The organism is Streptomyces sp. NPDC090077 (assembly GCF_044747545.1).
Classification (GTDB): Bacteria; Actinomycetota; Actinomycetes; order Streptomycetales; family Streptomycetaceae; genus Streptomyces.
Window position 1 is genome coordinate 22,287 of record NZ_JBIVEG010000011.1, and the last position, 21,413, is coordinate 43,699.

General features: G+C 74.7%; 16 protein-coding genes. 5 read left to right on the plus strand and 11 right to left on the minus strand.

Going from position 1 to position 21,413, the window contains the following annotated elements:
- Positions 1–133: 133 nt before the first annotated feature.
- Positions 134–3,118: an SCO5717 family growth-regulating ATPase gene (locus ACIPW5_RS19610; RefSeq protein WP_401246262.1), complete on the plus strand. Its 2,985-nt coding sequence runs from the start codon at positions 134–136 to the stop codon at positions 3,116–3,118.
- A gap of 65 nt (positions 3,119–3,183) precedes the next feature.
- Here the strand turns inward: ACIPW5_RS19610 and ACIPW5_RS19615 are convergent, their stop codons facing one another.
- The 9 genes from ACIPW5_RS19615 to rimP all read right to left on the minus strand — a co-directional run bounded on the left by ACIPW5_RS19615 (position 3,184) and on the right by rimP (position 15,268).
- The gene (locus ACIPW5_RS19615; protein WP_401246264.1) at positions 3,184–4,143 is read right to left on the minus strand and encodes a bifunctional riboflavin kinase/FAD synthetase; all 960 of its coding nucleotides are present in this window, start codon (positions 4,141–4,143) and stop codon (positions 3,184–3,186) included.
- A 120-nt stretch (positions 4,144–4,263) separates the two neighbouring features.
- Complete coding sequence (locus tag ACIPW5_RS19620; protein WP_401246267.1) at positions 4,264–8,013, minus strand: serine protease; 3,750 nt, start codon at positions 8,011–8,013, stop codon at positions 4,264–4,266.
- Positions 8,014–8,256: 243 nt separating this feature from the next.
- A complete protein-coding gene (truB, locus tag ACIPW5_RS19625) occupies positions 8,257–9,168 on the minus strand; it encodes a tRNA pseudouridine(55) synthase TruB (RefSeq protein ID WP_401246269.1) in 912 nt (303 codons plus the stop codon).
- The gene (gene rbfA / locus ACIPW5_RS19630; protein WP_007266902.1) at positions 9,165–9,617 is read right to left on the minus strand and encodes a 30S ribosome-binding factor RbfA; all 453 of its coding nucleotides are present in this window, start codon (positions 9,615–9,617) and stop codon (positions 9,165–9,167) included. The genes truB and rbfA overlap by 4 nt, the downstream gene beginning before the upstream one ends.
- Positions 9,618–9,650: 33 nt before the next feature.
- Entirely contained in the window at positions 9,651–9,944 is a 294-nt protein-coding gene (locus ACIPW5_RS19635; RefSeq protein WP_007266901.1) for a DUF503 domain-containing protein, read from the minus strand.
- A gap of 153 nt (positions 9,945–10,097) precedes the next feature.
- Entirely contained in the window at positions 10,098–13,187 is a 3,090-nt protein-coding gene (gene infB / locus ACIPW5_RS19640) for a translation initiation factor IF-2 (RefSeq protein ID WP_401246272.1), read from the minus strand.
- Positions 13,188–13,335: 148 nt separating this feature from the next.
- Positions 13,336–13,623 carry a YlxR family protein gene (locus ACIPW5_RS19645; protein WP_401246274.1) on the minus strand — a complete coding sequence of 96 codons (288 nt, stop codon included), beginning with the start codon at positions 13,621–13,623 and terminating at the stop codon, positions 13,336–13,338.
- A gap of 143 nt (positions 13,624–13,766) precedes the next feature.
- Positions 13,767–14,768, minus strand: coding sequence for a transcription termination factor NusA (gene nusA / locus ACIPW5_RS19650; protein ID WP_401246277.1), 1,002 nt, complete (start codon positions 14,766–14,768; stop codon positions 13,767–13,769).
- A 2-nt stretch (positions 14,769–14,770) separates the two neighbouring features.
- Entirely contained in the window at positions 14,771–15,268 is a 498-nt protein-coding gene (gene rimP / locus ACIPW5_RS19655; protein ID WP_401246280.1) for a ribosome maturation factor RimP, read from the minus strand.
- A gap of 114 nt (positions 15,269–15,382) precedes the next feature.
- On the opposite strand from rimP, the gene ACIPW5_RS19660 reads away from it, so the two are divergent.
- Genes ACIPW5_RS19660 through ACIPW5_RS19675 form a run of 4 tightly spaced genes read left to right on the plus strand, consistent with a single transcriptional unit; the run spans position 15,383 to position 18,288 of the window.
- Positions 15,383–16,003 (plus strand): hypothetical protein, encoded by a 621-nt coding sequence (locus ACIPW5_RS19660; protein WP_401246283.1) that lies wholly within the window; start codon positions 15,383–15,385, stop codon positions 16,001–16,003.
- Entirely contained in the window at positions 16,000–16,458 is a 459-nt protein-coding gene (locus ACIPW5_RS19665) for a DUF4439 domain-containing protein (protein WP_401246286.1), read from the plus strand. The genes ACIPW5_RS19660 and ACIPW5_RS19665 overlap by 4 nt, the downstream gene beginning before the upstream one ends.
- A gap of 16 nt (positions 16,459–16,474) precedes the next feature.
- Positions 16,475–17,377 (plus strand): aminoglycoside phosphotransferase family protein, encoded by a 903-nt coding sequence (locus ACIPW5_RS19670; RefSeq protein WP_401246289.1) that lies wholly within the window; start codon positions 16,475–16,477, stop codon positions 17,375–17,377.
- 44 nt (positions 17,378–17,421) lie between these two features.
- Positions 17,422–18,288 (plus strand): slipin family protein, encoded by an 867-nt coding sequence (locus ACIPW5_RS19675; RefSeq protein ID WP_401246292.1) that lies wholly within the window; start codon positions 17,422–17,424, stop codon positions 18,286–18,288.
- A gap of 699 nt (positions 18,289–18,987) precedes the next feature.
- Here ACIPW5_RS19675 and ACIPW5_RS19680 read toward each other — a convergent pair.
- Positions 18,988–20,685, minus strand: a complete 1,698-nt coding sequence (locus ACIPW5_RS19680) for a proline--tRNA ligase (protein ID WP_401246295.1) — start codon at positions 20,683–20,685, stop codon at positions 18,988–18,990.
- Between the two features lie 43 nt (positions 20,686–20,728).
- Positions 20,729–21,313, minus strand: coding sequence for a GNAT family N-acetyltransferase (locus ACIPW5_RS19685; RefSeq protein ID WP_401246297.1), 585 nt, complete (start codon positions 21,311–21,313; stop codon positions 20,729–20,731).
- Positions 21,314–21,413 lie beyond the last annotated feature (100 nt).

A 21,413-nucleotide genomic window follows, 5' to 3' on the forward strand; every position in this document is an offset into this window, starting at 1 on the left:
GGGCGGAGCGGCCTGTAGGCAGGAGTACGGGGGTGCGACCTCGGGGGCTTTCGGGCACGGGGCGCGATTAGGCTGAGCGCGGGCGCGGCGTCGAGGTGGGCGCCGACCGGTGTTCGACAGACCAGGAGGACCAGTGAGCGGCGATCGGAACGAGAGGCGCGGCGGGACGTGGGACGTCCCGACGGACGATCAGTCCGACGCGGAGCCCGATGTGACGGGCGAGTTCACCATCGACTACACCCCGCCGGCCTGGTACACCCAGGGCGCGCCGGCGCAGGCCGCGCCGGTGCCGGGGCTGCCCGGGCTGCCGGAGGGCAGCGGCTTCGAACCCCACCGCCCGGCGGACGCGGCCGCGCCGCCGGCGCCGAGCGCCGCGGCGGAACCGGCGCGGCGGTCCGAAGCCGCTGCCCCTGCGCCGGCCGCGCCGGTACCGGTCCCTGCTCCGGCCGCCGCTCCCGCTCCGGCTCCGGCTCCGGCTCCGGCCGCCACTCCGGCCACCGTTACGGCTCCGGCTCCGGCTCCGGCTCCGGCTCCGGCTCCGGCTCCGGCTCCGGGCGGAACCCCGGGCGGGGCTGCTGCGTTCGCGGCCCAGGGCGCCGAAGCCCCGGGCCGGGCCCCCGCGTTCCCGACCACCCCGGCCGAGGTTCCGGTCGCCGTCCCGGCCCAGGCCGGAGCCCCGGCGGCGGGGGCGTTCCCCGCGCAGGGGAACGGGACCCCGGACCAGGGGGCCGCGTACCCCGGCCCGCAGGGCGTGGCCCCCGCCGTGCCCGCCTCCCCCGCTCAGGGGGCCGAGGCACCGGGCGCGGCGGCCTCGTACCCCGGACAGCAGGACGGCTTCCCCGCGCAGGGCGGAGCCCCGGCGGTGGGCGCGTATCCCGCGCAGGGGGACGGGACCTCGGGCCAGGGCCCGCAGGCCGACACCCCGGGCGCGTTCACCGCGCAGGGTGACGGGACCCCGGGCCACCCCGGCCCGCAGGGCGCGGCCCCCGCCGTGCCCGCCGCCCCCGCTCAGGGGGCCGAGGCCGCACGTCCCGAGCCGCAGGGCGGAATCCCGGCTGGGGGCACGTCCGCCGCGCAGGACGGGGCTCCGGGCCAGGGGGCTCCGTACTCCGGACCGGAGGGTGGGGCCCCGGCCGGGTCGGGGTTCCCCGTGCAGGGGGACGGGGCTCCGGGTGCCGGGGAGCCGGGCGGTCATGCCGCTCACCCGGCCCAGGACGAAACCCGGGGTGAGGCCGCGGGCCCGCAGGGTGCGGGCGGGGCCGGGCCGTTGCCGGCGCTGCCCGGAGGCACCCCGGCGGGGTTCGCCGCCGCGGCGCCGTTCGCGGTGCCCACCGTGCCTCCCATCGCCGTGTCGGCCTCCTTCGGCGACGCCGCGGCGCCCGCCCCGGCCGGGGGGAACCCGGTCGCCGGGCCCGCGGATACCCCGTTCGGGGGATCCGGCTCCGAACTGCCGCCGCTACCGCCCGCGTTCACCCCTACCGACGCACCCCAGGGCTACGGTTTCCCGCCCTCCGGCCCGGAAGCACCGGCATCGGCGCCCCAGGGCCACGGCCTCCCGCCCGTCACCCCGGAAGCGCAGCCGCAGGCCCCGGGCCACGACCTCCCGCCCGGCGCCCCCGAGCCGCAGCCCCAGGCCCAGCCCCAGGCCCAGGCCCAGGCCCAGGGGTACGGGTTCCCGCCCAGCACCCCCGAAGCCCAACCCCCGGCCCAGGGCTACGGGTTCCCGCCCGTCACCCCCGAACCTCAGCCGCAGGCCCAGGGGTACGGATTCCCGCCCGGCGCCCCGGGGGCGCAGCCGCATGCCCAGGGCCATGGCCTCCCGCCCGGCACCCCCGAACCGCAGCCGCAGCCGTCGGTTCCCGCGCCGCAGCCCCCGCAGGGGTACGGGTTCCCGCCCGTGCCGCCCCAGCAGGCCCAGCAGGCGCAGCAGGGATACCCGGCCCCCCAGCCGCCGCAGGCGCACTGGCAGCCCGCCCCCGGCCAGGGGCCCGGCGCCCCGCTCGGGTACACCGCCGCCGTGGAGCTGTCCTCCGACCGCCTGATCCGCGCCAAGCAGAAGCCCCGGCCCACCCGCTCCGGCTTCCGCTTCGGCGGCAAGGCCGCCGAAGCGGACCGCCAGCGCAAGCTGGAGCTCATCCGCACCCCGGTGATGTCCTGCTACCGCATCGCCGTCATCAGCCTCAAGGGCGGTGTCGGCAAGACCACGACGACGACCGCACTCGGCGCCACCCTCGCCACCGAGCGCCAGGACAAGATCCTGGCCATCGACGCGAACCCCGACGCCGGCACCCTCGGCCGCCGCGTACGCCGCGAGACCGGTGCGACGATCCGCGACCTGGTGCAGGCGATCCCGTACCTGAACTCGTACATGGACATCCGGCGGTTCACCTCGCAGGCCCCCTCCGGCCTGGAGATCATCGCCAACGACGTGGATCCGGCGGTCTCGACGACCTTCAACGACGAGGACTACCGCCGCGTCATAGAGACGCTCGGCCGCCAGTACCCGATCATCCTGACCGACTCCGGCACCGGGCTGCTCTACTCCGCGATGCGCGGCGTCCTGGACCTGGCCGATCAGCTGATCATCATCTCCACCCCGTCCGTGGACGGTGCGAGCAGCGCGAGCACCACCCTCGACTGGCTCTCCGCACACGGCTACGCCGATCTGGTCTCGCGCTCGATCACCGTGATCTCCGGCGTCCGCGAGACCGCCAAGATGATCAAGGTCGAGGACATCGTGCAGCACTTCGAGACCCGCTGCCGCGGCGTCGTCGTCGTGCCGTTCGACGAGCACCTCGCGGCCGGCGCCGAGGTCGACCTCGACCTGATGCGGCCCAAGACCCGGGAGGCGTACTTCAACCTGTCCGCCCTGGTCGCCGAGGACTTCGTACGCGCCCAGCAGCAGACCGCGCAGGCCCACTGGGGCGCACCCCAGGCCCACCAGCAGCCGCAGGCCCAGCCGCAGCCCCACCAGCCGGGCCCGTACCAGCAGCCGTACGCCCAGCCGCCGCAGGCACCGTCGCCGTACGGGCAGCAGCCCTATCCGCAGCCCGGCCAGCCCTGGCAGCAGCCCCCGGCCGCCCCCCAGCCCCCGCCGCGCGACCCGCGCCTCGGCTGACCGGCCGGCCGGACAACGCGAAGGGCCCGTACCGTCCAGGGGACGGTACGGGCCCTTCGTACGGGTCAGCGCCGCGCGGCGTCGAAGGCGTCCGTCAGGACCCGCGCCCGCTTCACGTCGTCCGCGATGGCCTCCAGCAGCCCGTCCAGCGACTCGAACTTCGCCATCCCCCGCACGTACGCGAGGAAGTCGACGCACACCTGCTTGCCGTACAGGTCCAGCCCGACGCGGTCGATCGCGTACGCCTCCACGGTCCGCTCGGTGGCGTCGAACTGCACGTTCGTGCCCACCGAGATCGCCGCCGGCATCCGCTCTCCGTCGGCCGTCAGCCAGCCCGCGTACACCCCGTCGGCCGGGATCGCGGTGTGCGGCTGCGTCTCGACGTTGGCCGTCGGGTAGCCGAGCTCGCGGCCGCGCTGCGCACCGCGCACCACGATGCCCTCGACCCGGTGCGGACGGCCCAGGATCTCGGCGGCCCCGTCCATGTCACCCTCCGCGACCAGCCTGCGCGCCAGGGTGGAGGAGAACGGCACGCCGCCGCCCGCCTCGCCGCGCTCGACCAGGTCCACGACGTCGACCTCGTAGTCGTAGGTGGAGCCCAGCTCGCGCAGGAAGTCGACGTTCCCCGCGGCCCGGTGGCCGAACCGGAAGTTCGGGCCCTCGATGACGGCGCGCGCGTGCAGCTTGTCGACCAGCACCTTCACGATGAAGTCGGCCGGGGACAGCTGCGAGAACTCCGCCGTGAACGGCAGGATCAGCAGCGCGTCGACGCCGAGACCGGCCATCAGCTCGGCACGGCGGTCGTACGGGGCCAGGATCGGCGGGTGGCTGCCGGGGCGCACGACCTCGCTCGGGTGCGGGCTGAAGGTGACGACGACCGCCGGGACGCCGAGCTCGCGGGCCTTCGCCACGGCCCGTCCGATGATGAGCTGGTGTCCCCGGTGCACACCGTCGTAGGAGCCGATGGTGACGACGCTGCGTCCCCAGTCCTGGGGGATGTCCTCCAAGCCACGCCAGCGCTGCACTGTGACCGCTCCTCGCCCGAACCCGTGTAGTCCCTGTACTGAATTGCCGATTGCAGGTCTAAGACTGCCATGCCGTCGGCCGGGGCCCCGCATCGGCTCTGGCCGGAATCGTTCCCCGCCTCACGTAATGTCGGGCGCGGCCCTACGAAGAGTCTCCACGGTACGGCGGGCGCCCGGCCCGAGCAGTGCCGCCGCCTCCGTCGCCGCGTCCGTGAGCCAGCGGGAGACCAGCGCTCCGAACACCGGATCGGCCCGGGCCAGCTCCACCGTGCGGTGCTCGAAGACCGCCGGTCCGCCGGGCGCCCGCAGCAGCTGCCGCCCGGTGCGCCTCAGCAGCTCGCGGGTACGGGCCTCCGGGCGCCGGCAGCTGCCGGCGGCGAGCCCCGCCAGGAAGGCGCCGAGCACCGCCGCGTCCGACTCCTCGCGCAGCAGCACGTCGGCCAGCTCGGCCCGCAGCGGGTACGAGGACTCCGCCCCGGGCGCCGCCAGTACGCCGGCCAGCTCGGCCCGGACCTGCGGCGGAGCACCCCGCAGCAGGGCCAGGACCAGCGGGCGCAGTACGGGCCCGGCCGCCGGGCCCTGGTCCAGGCGCCGGTCCACGAAGGCGGCGGCGTGCGGGGCGTCCTCCGGGCGGCGGCCGAGGTGGTCGCGTACGAGGTCGCCCGCGCGGCGGGCCAGGCCGGGGGTGGTCAGCGCGGCCAGGGCGCGGATCACCTCCCCGTCGGCGCGGGCCCGCAGCGCGGCGAACACCGCGTCCGGGTCGGGCAGTACGGGCAGCGCCGCGACCAGCGCGGAGGCCGGCAGCCGGGAGCCGCCCGCGGGATCGCCGAAGCAGGCGAGGGCGTCGGGCAGGTAGCGGGCCCGCGCCTGCGGGTCGCGGAGCAGCATGCCGAGGGCGGGGCCGTGCAGGCCGGTGTCGCCGGGCCGGTCCAGGAGCGCCTGCGCGGCGTGGCGCAGCAGCTCCCGGTCGGCGGGGGTGCGGACGTGCGGGGCGGTGGCGAGTCCGTACGCGGCGGCGGCCACCCGGCGCTCGGGCCGCTCGTCGTGCGCCCAGCGGCCGACGGCCCGGCAGAGGGCGGACGGCTCGTCCTCCGCGAGGACGGCGAGGAGTTCGTCGGCGCGCGGGTGCGCGGCGCCGACCAGGGCTTCGGTGAGGTCGTCGACCGCGAGGCCGCGGTGCGTGTGGAGCAGGGCCTGCGCCGCGGTGGCGACGGTGGCCCCGGGGCGGCCGCGCAGCCGGCGCTCGTCGGTGAACCAGGCGCAGACCAGGGGCAGGACGAGCCGCGGGGCACGGGCCAGGCGGCGGCCGGCGGCCTCCAGGTAGTGGTGGTCGGAGGGCAGCAGCCGGCGCAGCAGGTCCAGCCGGTCGCACTCGGGCAGCCGGAGCCGGTTCCAGAACCAGCCGCCGAACTCGGCGCTGCCGGACCGGGCCACGTGCTCGGCGAGGGCGTGCAGGACGGGCAGGTACGGGGTGGCGTCGGCGGCGCCGAGCAGGGTGGCCCGCAGCAGGCGGGAGGCCCACCAGACGCGGTCGGGGTGGACCGGGCCGGGGTCCTGCCCGGCCTGCCCCGCCTGCTCGGCGAACGCGTTCAGGGCTGCCACCAGCCCGTCGAGCCGGCCGCGCGCCTCGGCGGGCGGGAGCCTGCGGAGGGCCTCCAGTACGGGCCCGATGCGGTGCCGGGGTACGGGCGGGCCGGCGTCGGCGGGGCCGTGGTGGACGAGGCCGTCCAGGGCGCCCGGGACGTCGAGGTGTCCGGCCTGGAGCCAGTCGGACAGCTCCTCGTGGGCGAAGCGGTAGCCGGGGCCCGCGGGGACGAGCAGGCCCTCGGTGAGGACGGCGGAGGCCCAGCCGGTGCGCCAGGGGAACAGCTCCTCGAAGGCCGCCCGGTCCAGCTGGCCCCGGCCGGGGCCGAGGCACCGCCGGGCGGCCTCGTGCACCCGGCCGGCCACCCGGGCCGCGAGCCGCCGCACCCCGGGGCCGTGCACCCCGGCCCCCGACGCCGGCCCGGCCCCCGGTCCGGCCCCCGGCCCGCGCCCCGCGCCGGCCGCCGCCGCGATCCGGACGGCCACGCGCAGGGCCACCAGGTCCAGGTGCGCCGCGAAGACCTCGTCACGGCCGGGGCGGCCCGCGGTGACCTCGGCGGCGCGGATCCCGGCGAGCAGGCGCAGGGTGAGCGGGTGCCGGGCGTCGGCCTCGCGCACGGCGCCGTCCGGGATCCCCAGACGGGCCCGGGCCTCGCCCGCCTCCTGCGGGGTCAGGTCCCCGACGGGCAGTGCGGGCGGCAGCCGCCGGGCGGCGCGGGCCGGGGTGTGCAGCAGCTCCGGCGGGTAGAGCTCCCCGGCCCGCTCCCAGTACTCGGGCCGGGCGGCGACCACCAGCCGGGCCCCGGTGCGGCACAGCCAGGCGGCGGTGGAAGTGGTCCAGGGTGCGAGGCGCTGCGCGAGCCGGGGCGGCATCTCCTCGGGTGCGTCCAGCACCACCAGCAGCGCCCGTCCGGCGTCCCCCGCGAGCCGCGCCACCCGCTCCCCGACCCCCTCCCCCTCCGTACCGGGCCCGCCCGGGGTCCCGGCCAGCGCGGACCCCACGGGGGCGGATCCCGAACCGGCCGGCCCCACCGGACCGGGCCCGGACCACCCTGGGTCGGCCGCGCCCGCACCGGACGTGCCGGAACGGAAGGGTCCGGGTTCTCCGGGCTCGGCCGGAGTGCGCCCGGTCGGGTCGGTGTCCACGGCCTGCCCCGGCCGGGCGGGCTCCGGTCCGCGCCCCGACGGTCCGTGCCCCGACGGTCCCGGCACTGCGGAGCCCGGCGCGGCCGGCCCCGGCGCGGAGCCCGCCGCGGCCGGGCCCGCCGTGAGGATGCGGCCCGCCGCCGTCAGGGCCCGGGTCACGGCGTCGGCCAGGGAGGCGTCGCCGTCGCGCAGGTCGGCTCCGCGCAGCCAGAGCGTCGGCGCGGGGCGGGCCCCCCGGGCCCGGTCGGCGGCGAGGGCGGCGAGGGCGGTGGTGCGGCCGGTGCCGGGGGCCCCGACCAGGCCGAGCACGAGGTCCGTCCCGGCGGTGAAGGCGGCCAGCCCGGCGGTGATCCCGGGGCGCGGCACGGGGTCCGGGGCGGGCTCGGCGGCGGTGGCCGGGGGGAACGCCGAGCCGAGGGTGGTGCCGGTCAGCTCCAGGGCGCCGGCCAGGTTGAGGTCCGCCCCGTAGCCCGGCACGGTGGCGGAGTTCCGCTCCAGCAGCTCCGCGAGGGGGCCGCCGGGTGCGGACGCGGCGGCCGCGCGCAGGGGTACGGCGAAGCTCCCGGAGCGGTGCTCCGCTGCGAGAGCGGTGCCGAGTACCGCGAGCACCGCTCCGGTCGCCGCGTCCAGGACCGGCCCCCCGCAGACCTCGCCGCCGAGCCGCAGGGCGTCCCGGCCGGCCGTGCCGATGGCCAGCTCGACGGCGGCGGGGAGCACGTGGGGGCGGCCCGCCGCGGTGTGGGTGACCTCCGCGCCCGCCCCGAGCACCCGCGCCTGGCGCCAGCCCCGCGCGGGCAGGCGTACGTACGTCCCCGGAGGGATCGCCTCGCACATCGCCACGGGCAGCGGCGGGACCTCCAGTCCGGCGCTGCGCACGAGGGCCAGCCCGAGCTCCGGGAGGACGGTGACGTCATCGGCCTCGGCCGGCCGGGCGCGCTCCTCGGCGCCGGGTGCGTGCAGGACCAGTCCGGCCACCCCCGCGACGGCCGCGCAGCTGGTGATCACCGTGCCGCGGTGGTCGGCGACGAAGCCGCTCCCGCGCGGGATCCCGTCCCGGTCCCGGATCGTCACCAGCCCGGCGGCGCCCGCGAAGGCTCCGCGGCCGGCCTCCCCCGTACCGTCCGTGACCTCGTCCGTCATCGCCGCACCACTCCCCCGCCGCGGGACCCGTGTGCACGACGGTAGGCAAGTGAAGATCAGCGCGGAAAGCACGCGGGCCGAAAGCGCCCCCTTGCACTCCCCGCGTTCACTCCGAGCGCCTGCTCGGAAGGGTGAATAGGGTGCTCCGGATGGATAGAGACCTACCCGAGGGGGGTTGTGGAGCGGTGAGCAGCAGTCCGTGTGCGCTCACCGCTCCACGTCAACGACCGGGGGCGGGGCCCCTCAGACGAAGACCGCGAGGGACTTCGCCTTGCCGCCCTTGCTCTCCACGAGCCCGAGCAGCTTGCCGTCCGGCCCGTAGACGGCGACGGTGCGGCCGTCCCGGTACTCGTCCGGCATCTCGATCCGCACGCCGTTGGCGAGCAGCGAGGCCCGGCGCGCGTCCAGGTCCCAGCGCGCGAACGCGGCGGCGGCCGCCTCGCCGATCGGCATGACGGTCAGCTCCTCCTGGAGCTGGTCCAGCGTGCGCGCCTTGTCGAGCTTGTACGGGCCCACCCGGGTGCGCCGGAGCGCCGTGAGGTGGCCGCCGACGCCCAGGTCGGCGCCCAGGTCGCGGGCGAGGGCGCGGATGTACGTACCGCTGGAGCAGACGACGGAGACGACGAGGTCGACGACCTTGGTGCCGTCCTCGGCCTCGGCCTCGCGCATGTCGTACACCTGGAACGACGAGATGGTGACCGGCCGGGCCGGGATCTCGAAGTCCTCGCCGTCGCGGGCGCGCTTGTAGGAGCGCACGCCCTTGATCTTGATGGCGCTGACCTTGGACGGGACCTGCATGATCTCGCCGGTCAGCTTGGCGATGCCGGCGTCCACGCCCTCGCGGGTCACCCCGGAGGCGTCGGCGGACGAGGTGATCTCGCCCTCGGCGTCGTCCGTGAGGGTGTTCTGCCCGAGCCGGATGGTGCCGAGGTACTCCTTCTCGGTCAGCGCGAGGTGGCCGAGGAGCTTGGTGGCCTTCTCCACGCCGAGGACGAGGACGCCCGTCGCCATCGGGTCGAGGGTGCCGGCGTGGCCGACGCGGCGGGTCTTGGCGATCCCGCGCATCTTGGCGACCACGTCGTGCGAAGTGAAGCCGGACGGCTTGTCGACGATGACAAGGCCGTCCGGCGTCGTCTTCCCTGCGTTGTTGCTCATTCCGCGGCTGCGTCCTCGTCGTCCTCGTCGCCCGGCTTCTTGTACGGGTCGGCTTCGCCGGCGTACTTCGCGCCGGAGGACACCTCGCGCACCTGGGCGTCGGAGGCCCGCGCCTTGTCGAGGAGGTCCTCGATGGTCCGGGCGTTCTCCGGGAGGGCGTCCGCGACGAAGGTCAGGGTGGGCGTGAACTTGGTTCCCGCCGCCCGGCCGACCGCGGAGCGCAGTACGCCCTTGGCGCTCTCCAGGCCCGCTGCCGCGCTGGCCCGGTCCTCGTCGTCGCCGTAGACCGTGTAGAAGACCGTGGCCTCCCGCAGGTCGCCGGTGACCCGGGTGTCCGTGATGGTCACGTGCGTACCGAGGCGGGGGTCCTTGACACCGCGCTGCAGCTTCTCGGCCACCACCTCCCGGATGAGGTCCGCCAGCTTCTTCGCCCGCGCATTGTCGGCCACTGGTCCGTCTCCTTCTTTGTTGCAGACAAGCAATCAGTCTTCATCACCGTGGTACCGCCGCCTCACGGACAGCAGCTCCACTTCCGGACGCGCCGCGACCAGCCGCTCACAGCGGTCGAGCACGTCCGACACGAACCCCGCGTCCCCGCTCACCAGGGCGACCCCTATGCGGGCCCTGCGGTGCAGGTCCTGGTCTCCCACCTCGGCCGCGCTCACGGAGAACTTGCGTTGGAGCTCGGCGACGATGGGCCGGACGACGGAGCGTTTCTCCTTCAGCGAGTGGACGTCGCCGAGGAGCAGGTCGAAGGACAGAGTCCCCACGTACATGCAGTTCCGGATATCCCGCCGGTGCGGGTTCGGTGGCCTGCCGGCCGACGCTCGGCAGGGTCACCAGAACCGTACACGCAACGGCCGGGGCCGATCGACGGATATTCCGCCGACCGGCCCCGGTGTTACGACACGGTACGAACCGCCTCGCGCTTACGCGCGGGGCTTCTCGCGCATCTCGTACGTCGCGATGACGTCGTCGATCTTGATGTCGTTGAAGGAACCGAGGTTGATACCGCCCTCGAAGCCTTCGCGGATCTCGGTGACGTCGTCCTTGAAGCGGCGCAGACCGGAGATGGTGAGGTTCTCGGCGATGACCTTGCCATCGCGCAGGAGCCGCGCCTTGGTGTTGCGCTTGACCTCGCCGGAGCGGATGAGGACACCCGCGATGTTGCCCAGCTTGGACGAGCGGAAGATCTCGCGGACCTCCGCCGTACCGAGCTCGACCTCTTCGTACTCCGGCTTGAGCAGACCCTTCAGGGCCGCCTCGATCTCCTCGATGGCCTGGTAGATCACCGAGTAGTACCGGACGTCGACGCCCTCGCGGTCCGCCATCTGCGCGGCACGGCCGACAGCGCGGACGTTGTAGCCGATGACGATGGCGTCGGAGCCCATCGCGAGCGAGATGTCCGACTCGGTGACCGCACCCACACCGCGGTGCAGGACGCGGATGTCGACCTCTTCGCCGACGTCGAGCTGGAGCAGCGAGGACTCGAGGGCCTCGACCGCACCGGACGAGTCGCCCTTGATGATGAGGTTGAGTTCCTGGACCAGACCGGCCTTGAGGACCGAGTCGAGGTCTTCCAGGGACACCCGGCGGACGCGCTTGGCGAAGTTGGCGTTGCGCTCGCGCGCAGCACGCTTCTCGGCGATCTGACGGGCGGTGCGGTCCTCGTCGACGACGAGGAAGTTGTCGCCGGCGCCGGGGACGTTGGTGAGACCCAGGACCAGGACGGGGGTCGACGGACCCGCTTCCTCGATGTTGTTGCCCTTGTCGTCGAGCATGGCGCGCACACGGCCGTAGGCGTCGCCCACGACCATCGTGTCGCCGACGCGGAGGGTACCGCGCTGGACGAGGACGGTGGCGACGGCACCGCGGCCGCGGTCGAGGTGGGACTCGATCGCAATACCCTGAGCGTCCTGCTCCGGGTTGGCGCGCAGGTCGAGCGAGGCGTCGGCGGTGAGGACGACGGCCTCCAGCAGGGAGTCGATGTGCAGACCCTGCTTGGCGGAGATGTCGACGAACATCGTGTCGCCGCCGTACTCCTCGGCGACCAGACCGAACTCGGTGAGCTGACCGCGGACCTTGGTCGGGTCGGCACCCTCGACGTCGATCTTGTTGACCGCGACGACGATCGGGACGCCGGCGGCCTTGGCGTGGTTGAGCGCCTCGATCGTCTGCGGCATGACGCCGTCGTTGGCCGCGACCACGAGGATCGCGATGTCGGTCGACTTCGCACCACGGGCACGCATGGCGGTGAACGCCTCGTGACCCGGGGTGTCGATGAAGGTGATGCGACGCTGCTCGTCGTTGACCTCGGTGGAGACCTGGTAGGCACCGATGCCCTGGGTGATGCCGCCGGCCTCGCCCGCAACGACGTTCGTCTTGCGGATGGCGTCGAGCAGTCGGGTCTTACCGTGGTCGACGTGACCCATGACGGTGACGACCGGCGGACGCGGGAGCAGGAACTCCTCGCCGCCCTCGTCCTCGCCGAACTCGATGTCGAAGCCCTCGAGGAGCTCGCGGTCCTCTTCCTCCGGGCTGACGATCTGAACGGTGTAGTTCATCTCGTCGGCGAGGAGCTGGAGGGTCTCGTCGGAGACGGACTGCGTGGCGGTGACCATCTCGCCGAGGTTCATCATCACGGCGACGAGCGACGCCGGGTTGGCGTTGATCTTCTCCGCGAAGTCGGTGAGGGAGGCACCGCGCGACAGGCGCACGGTCTCGCCGCCACCGCGCGGCAGCATCACGCCGCCGACCGACGGGGCCTGCATGGCCTCGTACTCCTGGCGACGCTGGCGCTTGGACTTGCGACCGCGACGGGCCGGACCGCCGGGACGGCCGAAGGCACCCTGCGTGCCACCACGGGCACCGGGACCACCGGGACGCCCGCCGAAGCCGGGACGACCGCCGCCACCGGCACCGGCCGGGCCGCCGCCGAAGCCGCCGCCACCCGGACGCGGGCCGCCGAAGCCGCCGCCGGCCGGACGCGAGCCCGGACCGGCCGGACGGCCGGCGAAGCCGCCGCCGGGACGACCGGCGCCACCGCCGGGACGCGGACCGCCGGCACCGGGACGGCCGGGGCCGCCACCGGGACGCGGGCCGGGACCACCGGCAGCGGGACGCTGCGGCATCATGCCCGGGTTCGGACGGTTGCCGCCCGGGGCCGGACGCGGAGCGCCGCCCTGCGGACGGGGCATGCCGCCCGGGGTGGGACGGGCGCCGCCGGGACCCTGCGGACGCGGGGCGCCGCCGGGGCCGGCCTGCGGACGCGGGGCACCCTGGCCGCCGGCGCCGGGGGCACCGGGACGGGGAGCGCCGGCCGGACGGGGCGCCTGCGGGCGCGCCATGCCGGTCGAGCCGCCGGAGGTGAAGGGGTTGTTGCCCGGACGGGGACCGGCCGGACGGGCGCCGCCGGGGCGCGGGGCCTGGGAGCCGCCGGCGCCACCGGGGCGCGGGGCCTGGGCACCGGGGGTGGCACCGGCCGGACGCGGGGCGCCGGGACGGGCACCCTGACCCGGGCCGGCCGGACGCTGCTGCGCCGGACGCGGGCCGGGGGACGCGGCGGGACGCGCCGGAGCGGCCGGAGCCGCCGGGGGCGCGGAGAACTCGGTCGCCACGGGAGCCGCCGGAGCGGGCTTCGGGGCGGGAGCCTTGGGACCGGGACGCGGGCCGGGAGTGGCCGGAGTCACCGGGGCGCTGACCGCCGGGGCCTCGGCAGCGGCGGGCTTGGGGGCCGCCGGCGCGCCGGGCTTGGGGGCAGCAGGACGTGCCGCGGTCGCCGGGGAGGGCGCCGCGGGCTTGGCGGGCGCGGCCTTGCGGGGCGCGCCGGGCTTCGCAGCGGACTTGCCGGCGTTGCCGCCGGGCCCCTGCAGTGCGTCAGTCAACTTGCGTACAACCGGCGCCTCGATCGTCGAGGACGCCGAACGGACGAATTCACCGAGTTCTTGGAGCTTGGCCATGACGACCTTGCTCTCAACCCCGAACTCCTTGGCGAGTTCGTATACCCGGACCTTAGCCACTTCGCTCCTTTTAGGTCCGGGTTACGCCGGACCGTCGCTACTTCATGGGCGTACTCATCGCGTACTCATCGAGTGCTCATCGCAATCTCGACCTACTTCCAACTCGCGAGGTACCTGACCGCACGGGGTGCCCGTGCCGTACTTCTTCTTACGGTGTCGCCTCGGCCGGTACGGCCAGGGCTTTGCGCAGTTCTTCCGTGTCGAGCGCTCCGGCGGACCTGAGGGCCCGGGGGAACACCCGGCGGCGGACCGCCTGGTCGAGGCAGACCACGGCGGGGTGCACGTAGGCACCCCGGCCGGGCAGCGTACCGCGAGGATCGGGGACGCATTCGTCCCCGACCGCCACGATCCGCAGCAGATCGCTCTTGGCCGCTCGCTCCCGGCACCCCACACAGGTGCGTTCGGGGCATGCGCGGGCTTGCGTCCGGCCAGACACGCCTAAGTCTACCTCCCCGTACCGACCTCACCCCTTCAGGTGAAAAATCGAACGGATGTCGTCGTGGTTTCCGAGGTGCTCCGGCGGTGCCGGAGTACCTGTCTACCGGCCGGGAACCCCGGCCGGTAGCGGTTTATTCCCGGTCAGGCACCGGTGTCCGCGTCGGCGGGCACCTCGGTGTCGGGCCGGATGTCGATGCGCCAGCCGGTGAGGCGGGCGGCGAGGCGGGCGTTCTGCCCCTCCTTGCCGATCGCCAGCGACAGCTGGTAGTCGGGCACGGTCACCCGGGCGGAGCGGGTGTCCCAGTCGACGACCTCGACCTTGCTCACCCGGGCGGGTGACAGCGCGTTCGCCACCATCTCCGCCGGGTCGTCCGACCAGTCGACGATGTCGATCTTCTCGCCGTGCAGCTCGGCCATCACGTTGCGCACACGGGCGCCCATCGGGCCGATGCAGGCGCCCTTCGGGTTCAGGCCCGAGCGGGTGGACCGGACGGCGATCTTGGTGCGGTGGCCCGCCTCGCGGGCGATCGCGGAGATCTCGACGCTGCCGTCGGCGATCTCCGGGACCTCCAGGGCGAACAGCTTCTTCACCAGGTTGGGGTGGGTGCGCGACAGGGTCACGGACGGACCGCGGACACCCTTCGCCACCCGCACGACGTACGTCTTCAGACGGAGGCCGTGCGTGTACTCCTCGCCGGGGACCTGCTCCTGCACCGGCAGGATGGCCTCCAGCTTGCCGATGTCGACGAGGACGTTCTTGGGGTCCTTGCCCTGCTGCACGACACCGGTGATGACGTCGCCCTCGCGGCCGGCGAACTCGCCGAAGGTCAGGTCGTCCTCTGCGTCGCGCAGACGCTGGAGGATCACCTGCTTGGCGGTCGTCGCGGCGATCCGCCCGAAGTCCGACGGCGTGTCGTCGAACTCCTTGGGCTCCTGTCCCTCTTCGAGGTCCCTCGGGTCCTCGGTCGCCCACACGACCACGTGACCGTTGGTGCGGTCGAGCACGACACGGGCGCGCCGGAAGCTGCCCTCGGTGCGGTGGTACGCGATGAGGAGGGCCGACTCGATCGCCTCGACGAGCAGGTCGAAGGAGATCTCCTTCTCCCGGACCAGACCCCGCAGGGCACTCATGTCGATGTCCACGGCTACGCCTCCTCTTCCTTCTTGTCCTTGCGGCTGAACTCGATCTCGACTCGCGCCTTGGCGATGTCGGTGAATGCGATACGACGGGCGGTCGCCTTGCGGCCCTTCACACCCGGGACTTCGAGGTCCATGCCCTCGTCGTCGACACCGAGGATGCGGGCGATCAGTTCCCCACCCTCGGCCAGCTGGAACTTCACGAGGCGGCCGGTCGCCCGAACGTAGTGACGGTGCTCGCTGAGCGGGCGGTCCGCGCCCGGGGAGCTGACTTCGAGGTTGTACTCGTCCTCGCCCATCGCGTCGGACTCGTCGAGCCGGTCGGAGATCTCACGGCTCAGCTCGGCGCATTCGTCCAGGTCGACACCCTCATCGGAATCCACGATGATGCGCAGCATGCGGCGCTTGCCCGCCTTGGAGAGCTCGATGTCCTCGAGGTCCAGGCCCTTGGCGGCGACGAGTGGCTCCAGCAGTCCGCGCAGCCTGTCGCTCTGGGTGGTGCTCATCCGGGTGACTCCTCGGCCGCGTGTGCTGTTGTGGTTTTCCGTCGTGTCAGGTCAAAGGGTATCCGGTCGCGGAGGGTGTTGCCGTCCGCGCTGCGGACGGGACCCCCGGGTACCGTGATCACACCCTGCCCCGCCATCACCCCCGAGGACGCCGCCGTGCCCTGGACCACGCCCTTGAGGCGCTCGCCCTCCCGAAGGAGCCTGCTCGCCGGAGCCGCCGGTGCGACCGGGGCCGTGCTGCTCACCGGGTGCGCCGGTGGCGGCGACGCCCCGGGCACCGACAGCGGGATTGCACTCGAACGGCGGATGCGGGAGAGCGCCGTCCGTGACAGCGAGCAGTTGCTGGAACGTTACGACGCCACCCTGGCGGCCCATCCCGGCCTCGCCGAGCGCCTCGGGCCGCTCCGCGCGGCCGTCGCGGCGCACACCGCGGCCCTGGCCCTCGCCGACCCCGCGGCCGGGAAGCCGTCCCCCCGCCCGGGGCCGCCCTCCCCGTCCGGGTCCGGCGCCGCCGCACCCGCTCCCGGCGCCCCGGCCGCGCGCAAGGAGCCGGTCCCGGAGCAGCAGGCCGAGGCCCTGAGCGCGCTCGCGGACGCCGAGCGGGACCTGTCGGAGGCCCGGACCGTCGCCCTGGCCGGCGCCCCCGGGGAGCTGGCCCGGATGCTCGCCTCGGTGGCCGCCTGCGGGGCCGTCCACACCTACCTGCTCACCTCGACCCCGGGAGCCCCTTCGTGAAGCCCTCGCCCTCCCCCGCCGGCGGCCCGCTCCGGGCCGCCCAGGCCGCGCTGGCCGCCGAGCACGCCGCCGCGTACGGGTACGGGGTGATCGGCGCGCGCGTCGCGGCCGCCCGGGCGGCCGAGGCCCGCGAGGCCTACGGCAGCCACCTGGCCCGCCGCGACCGGCTGACCCGGACCGTCCGGGAGCTGGGCGGTGCGCCGCAGGCCGCCGAGGCCGCGTACGCCCTGCCCTTCGAGGTGCGCACGCCGGCCGACTGCGAGCGGCTGGCCGCCGTGATCGAGGACCGGGTGGCGGGCGCGTACTCCGACCTGGTGCGGTCGGCGGACGGCCAGTTGCGCCGCGAGGCGGCTGACGCACTGAGCGCCGCGGCCGTGCGCGCGGCACGCTGGCGCGGTGTCGGCGTAGCCTTCCCTGGGCTCACGGAACGCGCACAGGCGGCCCGTACCAGCTGAAAGGGACCAGGCACGCATGGCTTTCGAACCGCCGCAGCGGCTCGTACGGGCGCTCGGCGAGCTGCCGCCGACCGAGCGGGACACGGAGTGGCTGGGGCGCCTGCCCGAGCTCGCCGAGGAGGCGCTGAAGCGGCGGGACGTCACGGCCCAGCGGGTCCAGGCCCCCGGCGGGCGCAGCAGCGCGGTGCTGCTGGTCCGCTACCCCGACGGCACCCCGGCCGCCCTGAAGCTGGCGCCGCCGGGGGCCCGCCCGGACCGGGAGCTGGCCGCGCTCGCCCACTGGGGCGGCTTCGGGGCGGTCCGGGTCCTCGACTCGCGCCACCACGAGCAGGACGGGGCGCTGCTGCTGGAACGGCTGCACCCCGACGTGTCGCTGCGTTCGCTGCCGGAGGCCAAGGCCCTGCTGGAGGCCTGCGGCACGCTGCGCCGGCTGTGGGTGGCCCCGCCGCAGGACCACCCCTTCGAGACGGTGGCCGAGCACACGGCGGCCCGGTCGGCCCTGCTGCGCACGGCCCCGCCGGAGGCGCGCCCCCTCGCGGAGACGGCCCTCGCCCTCCGCCACGACCTGACGTCCGCACCCCCCGAAGCCGTCCTCCTGCACGGGAACTTCCGTCAGGGCAAGGTCCTGGCGGCCGAACGCGCCCCCTGGCTGACGGTGGGCCCCGATCCGCTGGTCGGCGAGCGCGCCTACGACCTGGCCCGGCTGGTCCGGGACCGGCTGGAGGACCAGATGGCCGCCTCGACGGGGGCGGCCGGCGCCCGGCGACGGGTGAACAAGCTCGCCGACTCGCTGGAGGTGGACCGGGAGCGCCTGCGCGGCTGGACGGTGTTCCGGGCGGTGGAGTCCGGCCTCCGCGCACTGGCCGCCGGGCGCCGACGCGACGCGGAGCTCCTGCTGGAGTTCGCGGCCTGGCTGTGAGGGCATAACACCCCTGGGGGACACAGGTCCGGCAGGGGGCCGTCATGGTCGAGGAACTGCTGACAGCAGGCATCGCCGCCGCCGTGGGCGTCGCGGTCTACCTGGGTGCGGCCGCCCGGGTGGTGAAGCAGTACGAGCGCGGCATCGTCTTCCGCTTCGGCCGCCTGCGCGAAGGGGTCCGCCCGCCAGGCTTCACGATGGTCCTCCCGCTGGCCGACCGCCTCCACAAGGTCAACCTCCAGATCGTCACCCTCCCCGTCCCGGCGCAGGAGGGCATCACCCGGGACAACGTCACCGTCCGCGTGGACGCCGTCGTGTACTTCAAGGTCGTCGACCCGGCGAGCGCGATCATCGCGGTGGAGGACTACCGCTTCGCCGTCTCCCAGATGGCGCAGACCTCGCTGCGCTCGATCATCGGCAAGAGCGACCTGGACGACCTCCTCTCGAACCGCGAGAAGCTCAACCAGGGCCTGGAACTCATGATCGACAGCCCCGCGATGGGCTGGGGCGTCCAGATCGACCGCGTGGAGATCAAGGACGTCTCCCTCCCGGAGACGATGAAGCGGTCGATGGCCCGCCAGGCCGAAGCCGACCGCGAACGCCGCGCCCGCCTCATCAACGCGGACGCCGAACTCCAGGCCTCGCACAAACTCGCCGAAGCCGCCGCCGTCATGTCCGACCAGCCGGCGGCCCTCCAGCTCCGCCTCCTCCAGACGGTGATCGCGGTGGCGGCGGAGAAGAACTCCACCCTGGTCCTCCCCTTCCCGGTGGAACTCCTCCGCTTCCTGGAACGCGCGACCCCTGTTGCTCCCGCGCCCGGTGGCCCCGCCCCTACTGCTCCCGCGCCTGGTGGCCCCGCCCCTGCTGCTCCCGCGCCTGGTGGCCCCACGTCCGAGCCGCCGACTGCGTAGCCCTCGCCGGTGCCTGCCGCTGCGCGGAACGGTCCCCTACCCACCCTTCGCCCGTTCCCCGGGGCTGCGCCCCGGACCCCCTCGCCTCAAACGCCGGCGGGGCTGAATCAGGCAGAGGCATCAGCCCCGGACAGCGGCCTGACGCCAAGCCGAGAGGAGCGCGTAGCGATCTGTCGCGCTTGCCGGGTCCGTCGGCTGCTCTGGTCGTGCTCTGCTGCAGGTATCAGGCCAGGCGGCCGTCGGACGCCAAGCCGGGAGAAGCTCGTAGCGATCCGTCGCGCCGGGGTGCTCCGCGGGGGCTCTCCAGGGCCCGGATGCCCGGCCGACCAAAGCCCGGCCCCTCGCCTCGTCACTGACGGGCCCGCCCCTCCCACTCCTGCCGTGTGACCGTTCCTTCGGGGGCTTCCCGGCAGTCTTTCGGCTTTCCGGGGCGGGTCGGTCGGTCAAGGGTGGCCGAAGGCCATCGCGAAGCGACGCGACCGAAGGGAGCGCCCTTGAGGGACCGGCCCGACACGGAAGGACGATGGACTGCCGGGAAACCCCCGCCCCTCCCCGAGACCGCCCGAGGGACTACCGCTCCCCACCCCACCGACCCGCACCCGGGGAGGCGGGTGGGCAGCCACCGCCCGGCCACGCGGGGTCGAGGGGGAGATGGCGGGCCCGCACCGCGAGCCAACGCCCCCGCCCCCGTCCCCGCCCCTACCCCACCCGCCCCAGCGCCTCCGCCAGCGGGAGTTCCTCGCGGGTGCCGGCGGCGCGGTCCTGGAGTTCGACGACGCCCTCCGCGGAGCGGCGTCCCGCGACCAGGATCCACGGCACGCCGATCAGCTCCGCGTCCGTCAGCTTGACGCCCGGCGACAGCCCGGGGCGGTCGTCCAGCAGGACCCGACGCCCCGCCGCGGCCAGGGCGGCCGCCGCTTCCTCGGCCAGCGCGAGCGGTCCCGCCTTGCCCGCCGCCACCACGTGGACGTCGGCCGGGGCCACCGACGCGGGCCAGCGCAGGCCCCGCTCGTCGGCCGTCTGCTCGGCCAGGGCGGCCACGGCCCGGGAGACGCCGATGCCGTAGGAGCCCATGGTGACCCGGACCGGCTTGCCCTCCTTGCCCAGGACGTCCAGCCCGAAGGCGTCGGCGTACTTCCGTCCCAGCTGGAAGATGTGCCCGATCTCGATGGCCCGGTCCAGCTTCAGCCCCGCACCGCACGCCGGGCAGGGGTCGCCCGGCTCGACGACGACCACGTCCAGGTACCGGTCCACCTCGAAGTCGCGGCCGCAGACCACGTTCCGGGCGTGCGTGTCCGGCTTGTTCGCACCCGTGACCCACGCCGTCCCCGGCGCGACGCGCGGGTCGGCGAGGTAGCGGACCTTCTCCAGGCCCTGCGGGCCCACGTAGCCGCGTACCAGGTCGGGCCGGTCCGCGAAGTCCTCCGCCGTCACCAGCTCCACCACCGCCGGGGCCAGGTGCTCCCCGAGCTTGCCGAGGTCCACCTCGCGGTCGCCCGGCACGCCGACGGCGGTGATCTCGCCGTCCACCTTGACCAGCAGGTTCTTCAGGGTCGCGGAGGCCGGCACGCCGAGGTGCGCGGCCAGGGTCTCGATGGTGGGGGTGTCGGGGGTCGGAATCTCCTCCAGGGCGGGGTGCGCACCGCCCTCGACCGCCTTCAACGCGAAGGTCACCGCTTCCGTGTTCGCCGCGTAGTCACAGCTCGGGCAGTCCACGAAGGTGTCCTCGCCCGCACCCGCCGGCGCCAGGAACTCCTCCGACGCCGAGCCGCCCATGGCGCCCGACACCGCCGACACGATCCGGTGGTCCAGGCCGAGGCGCTCGAAGATGCGCACGTAGGCCTCGCGGTGCAGCCGGTAGGACTCGGCGAGGCCCTCGTCGGACACGTCGAAGGAGTACGAGTCCTTCATCTGGAACTCGCGGCCGCGCAGCACGCCGGACCGGGGCCGGGCCTCGTCCCGGTACTTGGTCTGGATCTGGTAGAGCATGACCGGCAGGTCCTTGTAGGACGTGCACTGGTCCTTCACCACGAGGGTGAAGATCTCCTCGTGGGTGGGGCCCAGCAGGTAGTCCGCGCCCTTGCGGTCCTTCAGCCGGAACAGCAGGTCCCCGTACTCCGACCAGCGGCCGCTGACCTCGTACGGCTCCTTCGGCAGCAGCGCCGGCAGCAGCACCTCCTGGGCGCCGATCGCGTCCATCTCCTCGCGGACGATGCGCGAGACGTTGTCCAGGACCTTCTTGCCGAGCGGCAGCCAGGTCCACACCCCGGCGGAGCTGCGCCGGACGTAGCCGGCCCGGACGAGGAGGCGGTGGCTGAGGGTCTCGGCGTCGGCCGGGTCCTCGCGGAGGGTCTTGGCCATGAGGCGGGACATGCGCTGCACGTGGTGAGTGGACATGCCGCGAGGCTACCGAGAACCGGGTGGAGCCCGGAAACCCGTTTCAGCCCGTGTGCGGGGGCCTGAGCAGGGGCAGCGGGGCTCCCATGACCGCGTACGGCAGGCCGGCGCTCGGGAAGTGGACCTTCCGGGCCAGGTCGCGGTAGCCGAGGGCGGCGTAGAGCCCGCGGGCCGGGCTGTCGGTGTCGATGGCGGAGAGGATCGACCGGGGCTCGGCGGCGCCGTCGGTGATCCGGGTGATGAGGGTGCGGCCGACGCCGCGGCCCTGGAAGCCGGGGTGGACGTGCAGCTCGGTGATGACGAAGGAGTGGTCGAGCCAGTGGTCGGTTCCGCGGGCCCGGAGGTAGGGCTCGACGATGGTGGACCACCAGTGGGCGCGGTCGTTGGGCATGCCGTAGACGAAGCCGGCCAGCGCCCCGTCGTCGGTGAAGGCGCCGAGCGCGCGGGCACCGGGGCAGGTCATGTGGCGCTGCACGATGTAGCGCCGGATGCCGACTTCCTCCTCGCTGAGCCCGAAGGCGACGGCCTGGACGCGCAGGGCCTCGTCCACCCGGCCGGCCAGGTCGAGGTGCCCGATGCGGAGTCCGGCTGGCCGTACGGCGTCGTCGCCCGGGGAAGGTGGCAGCATGCGGCGACCTTACTTCGGGGTAGGCCCGCTCCGGTACGGCTTCCCGCACGAAACCGGCCGCCCCTCTCCGTATGTCGGAACAGGACACACGACCAGAACA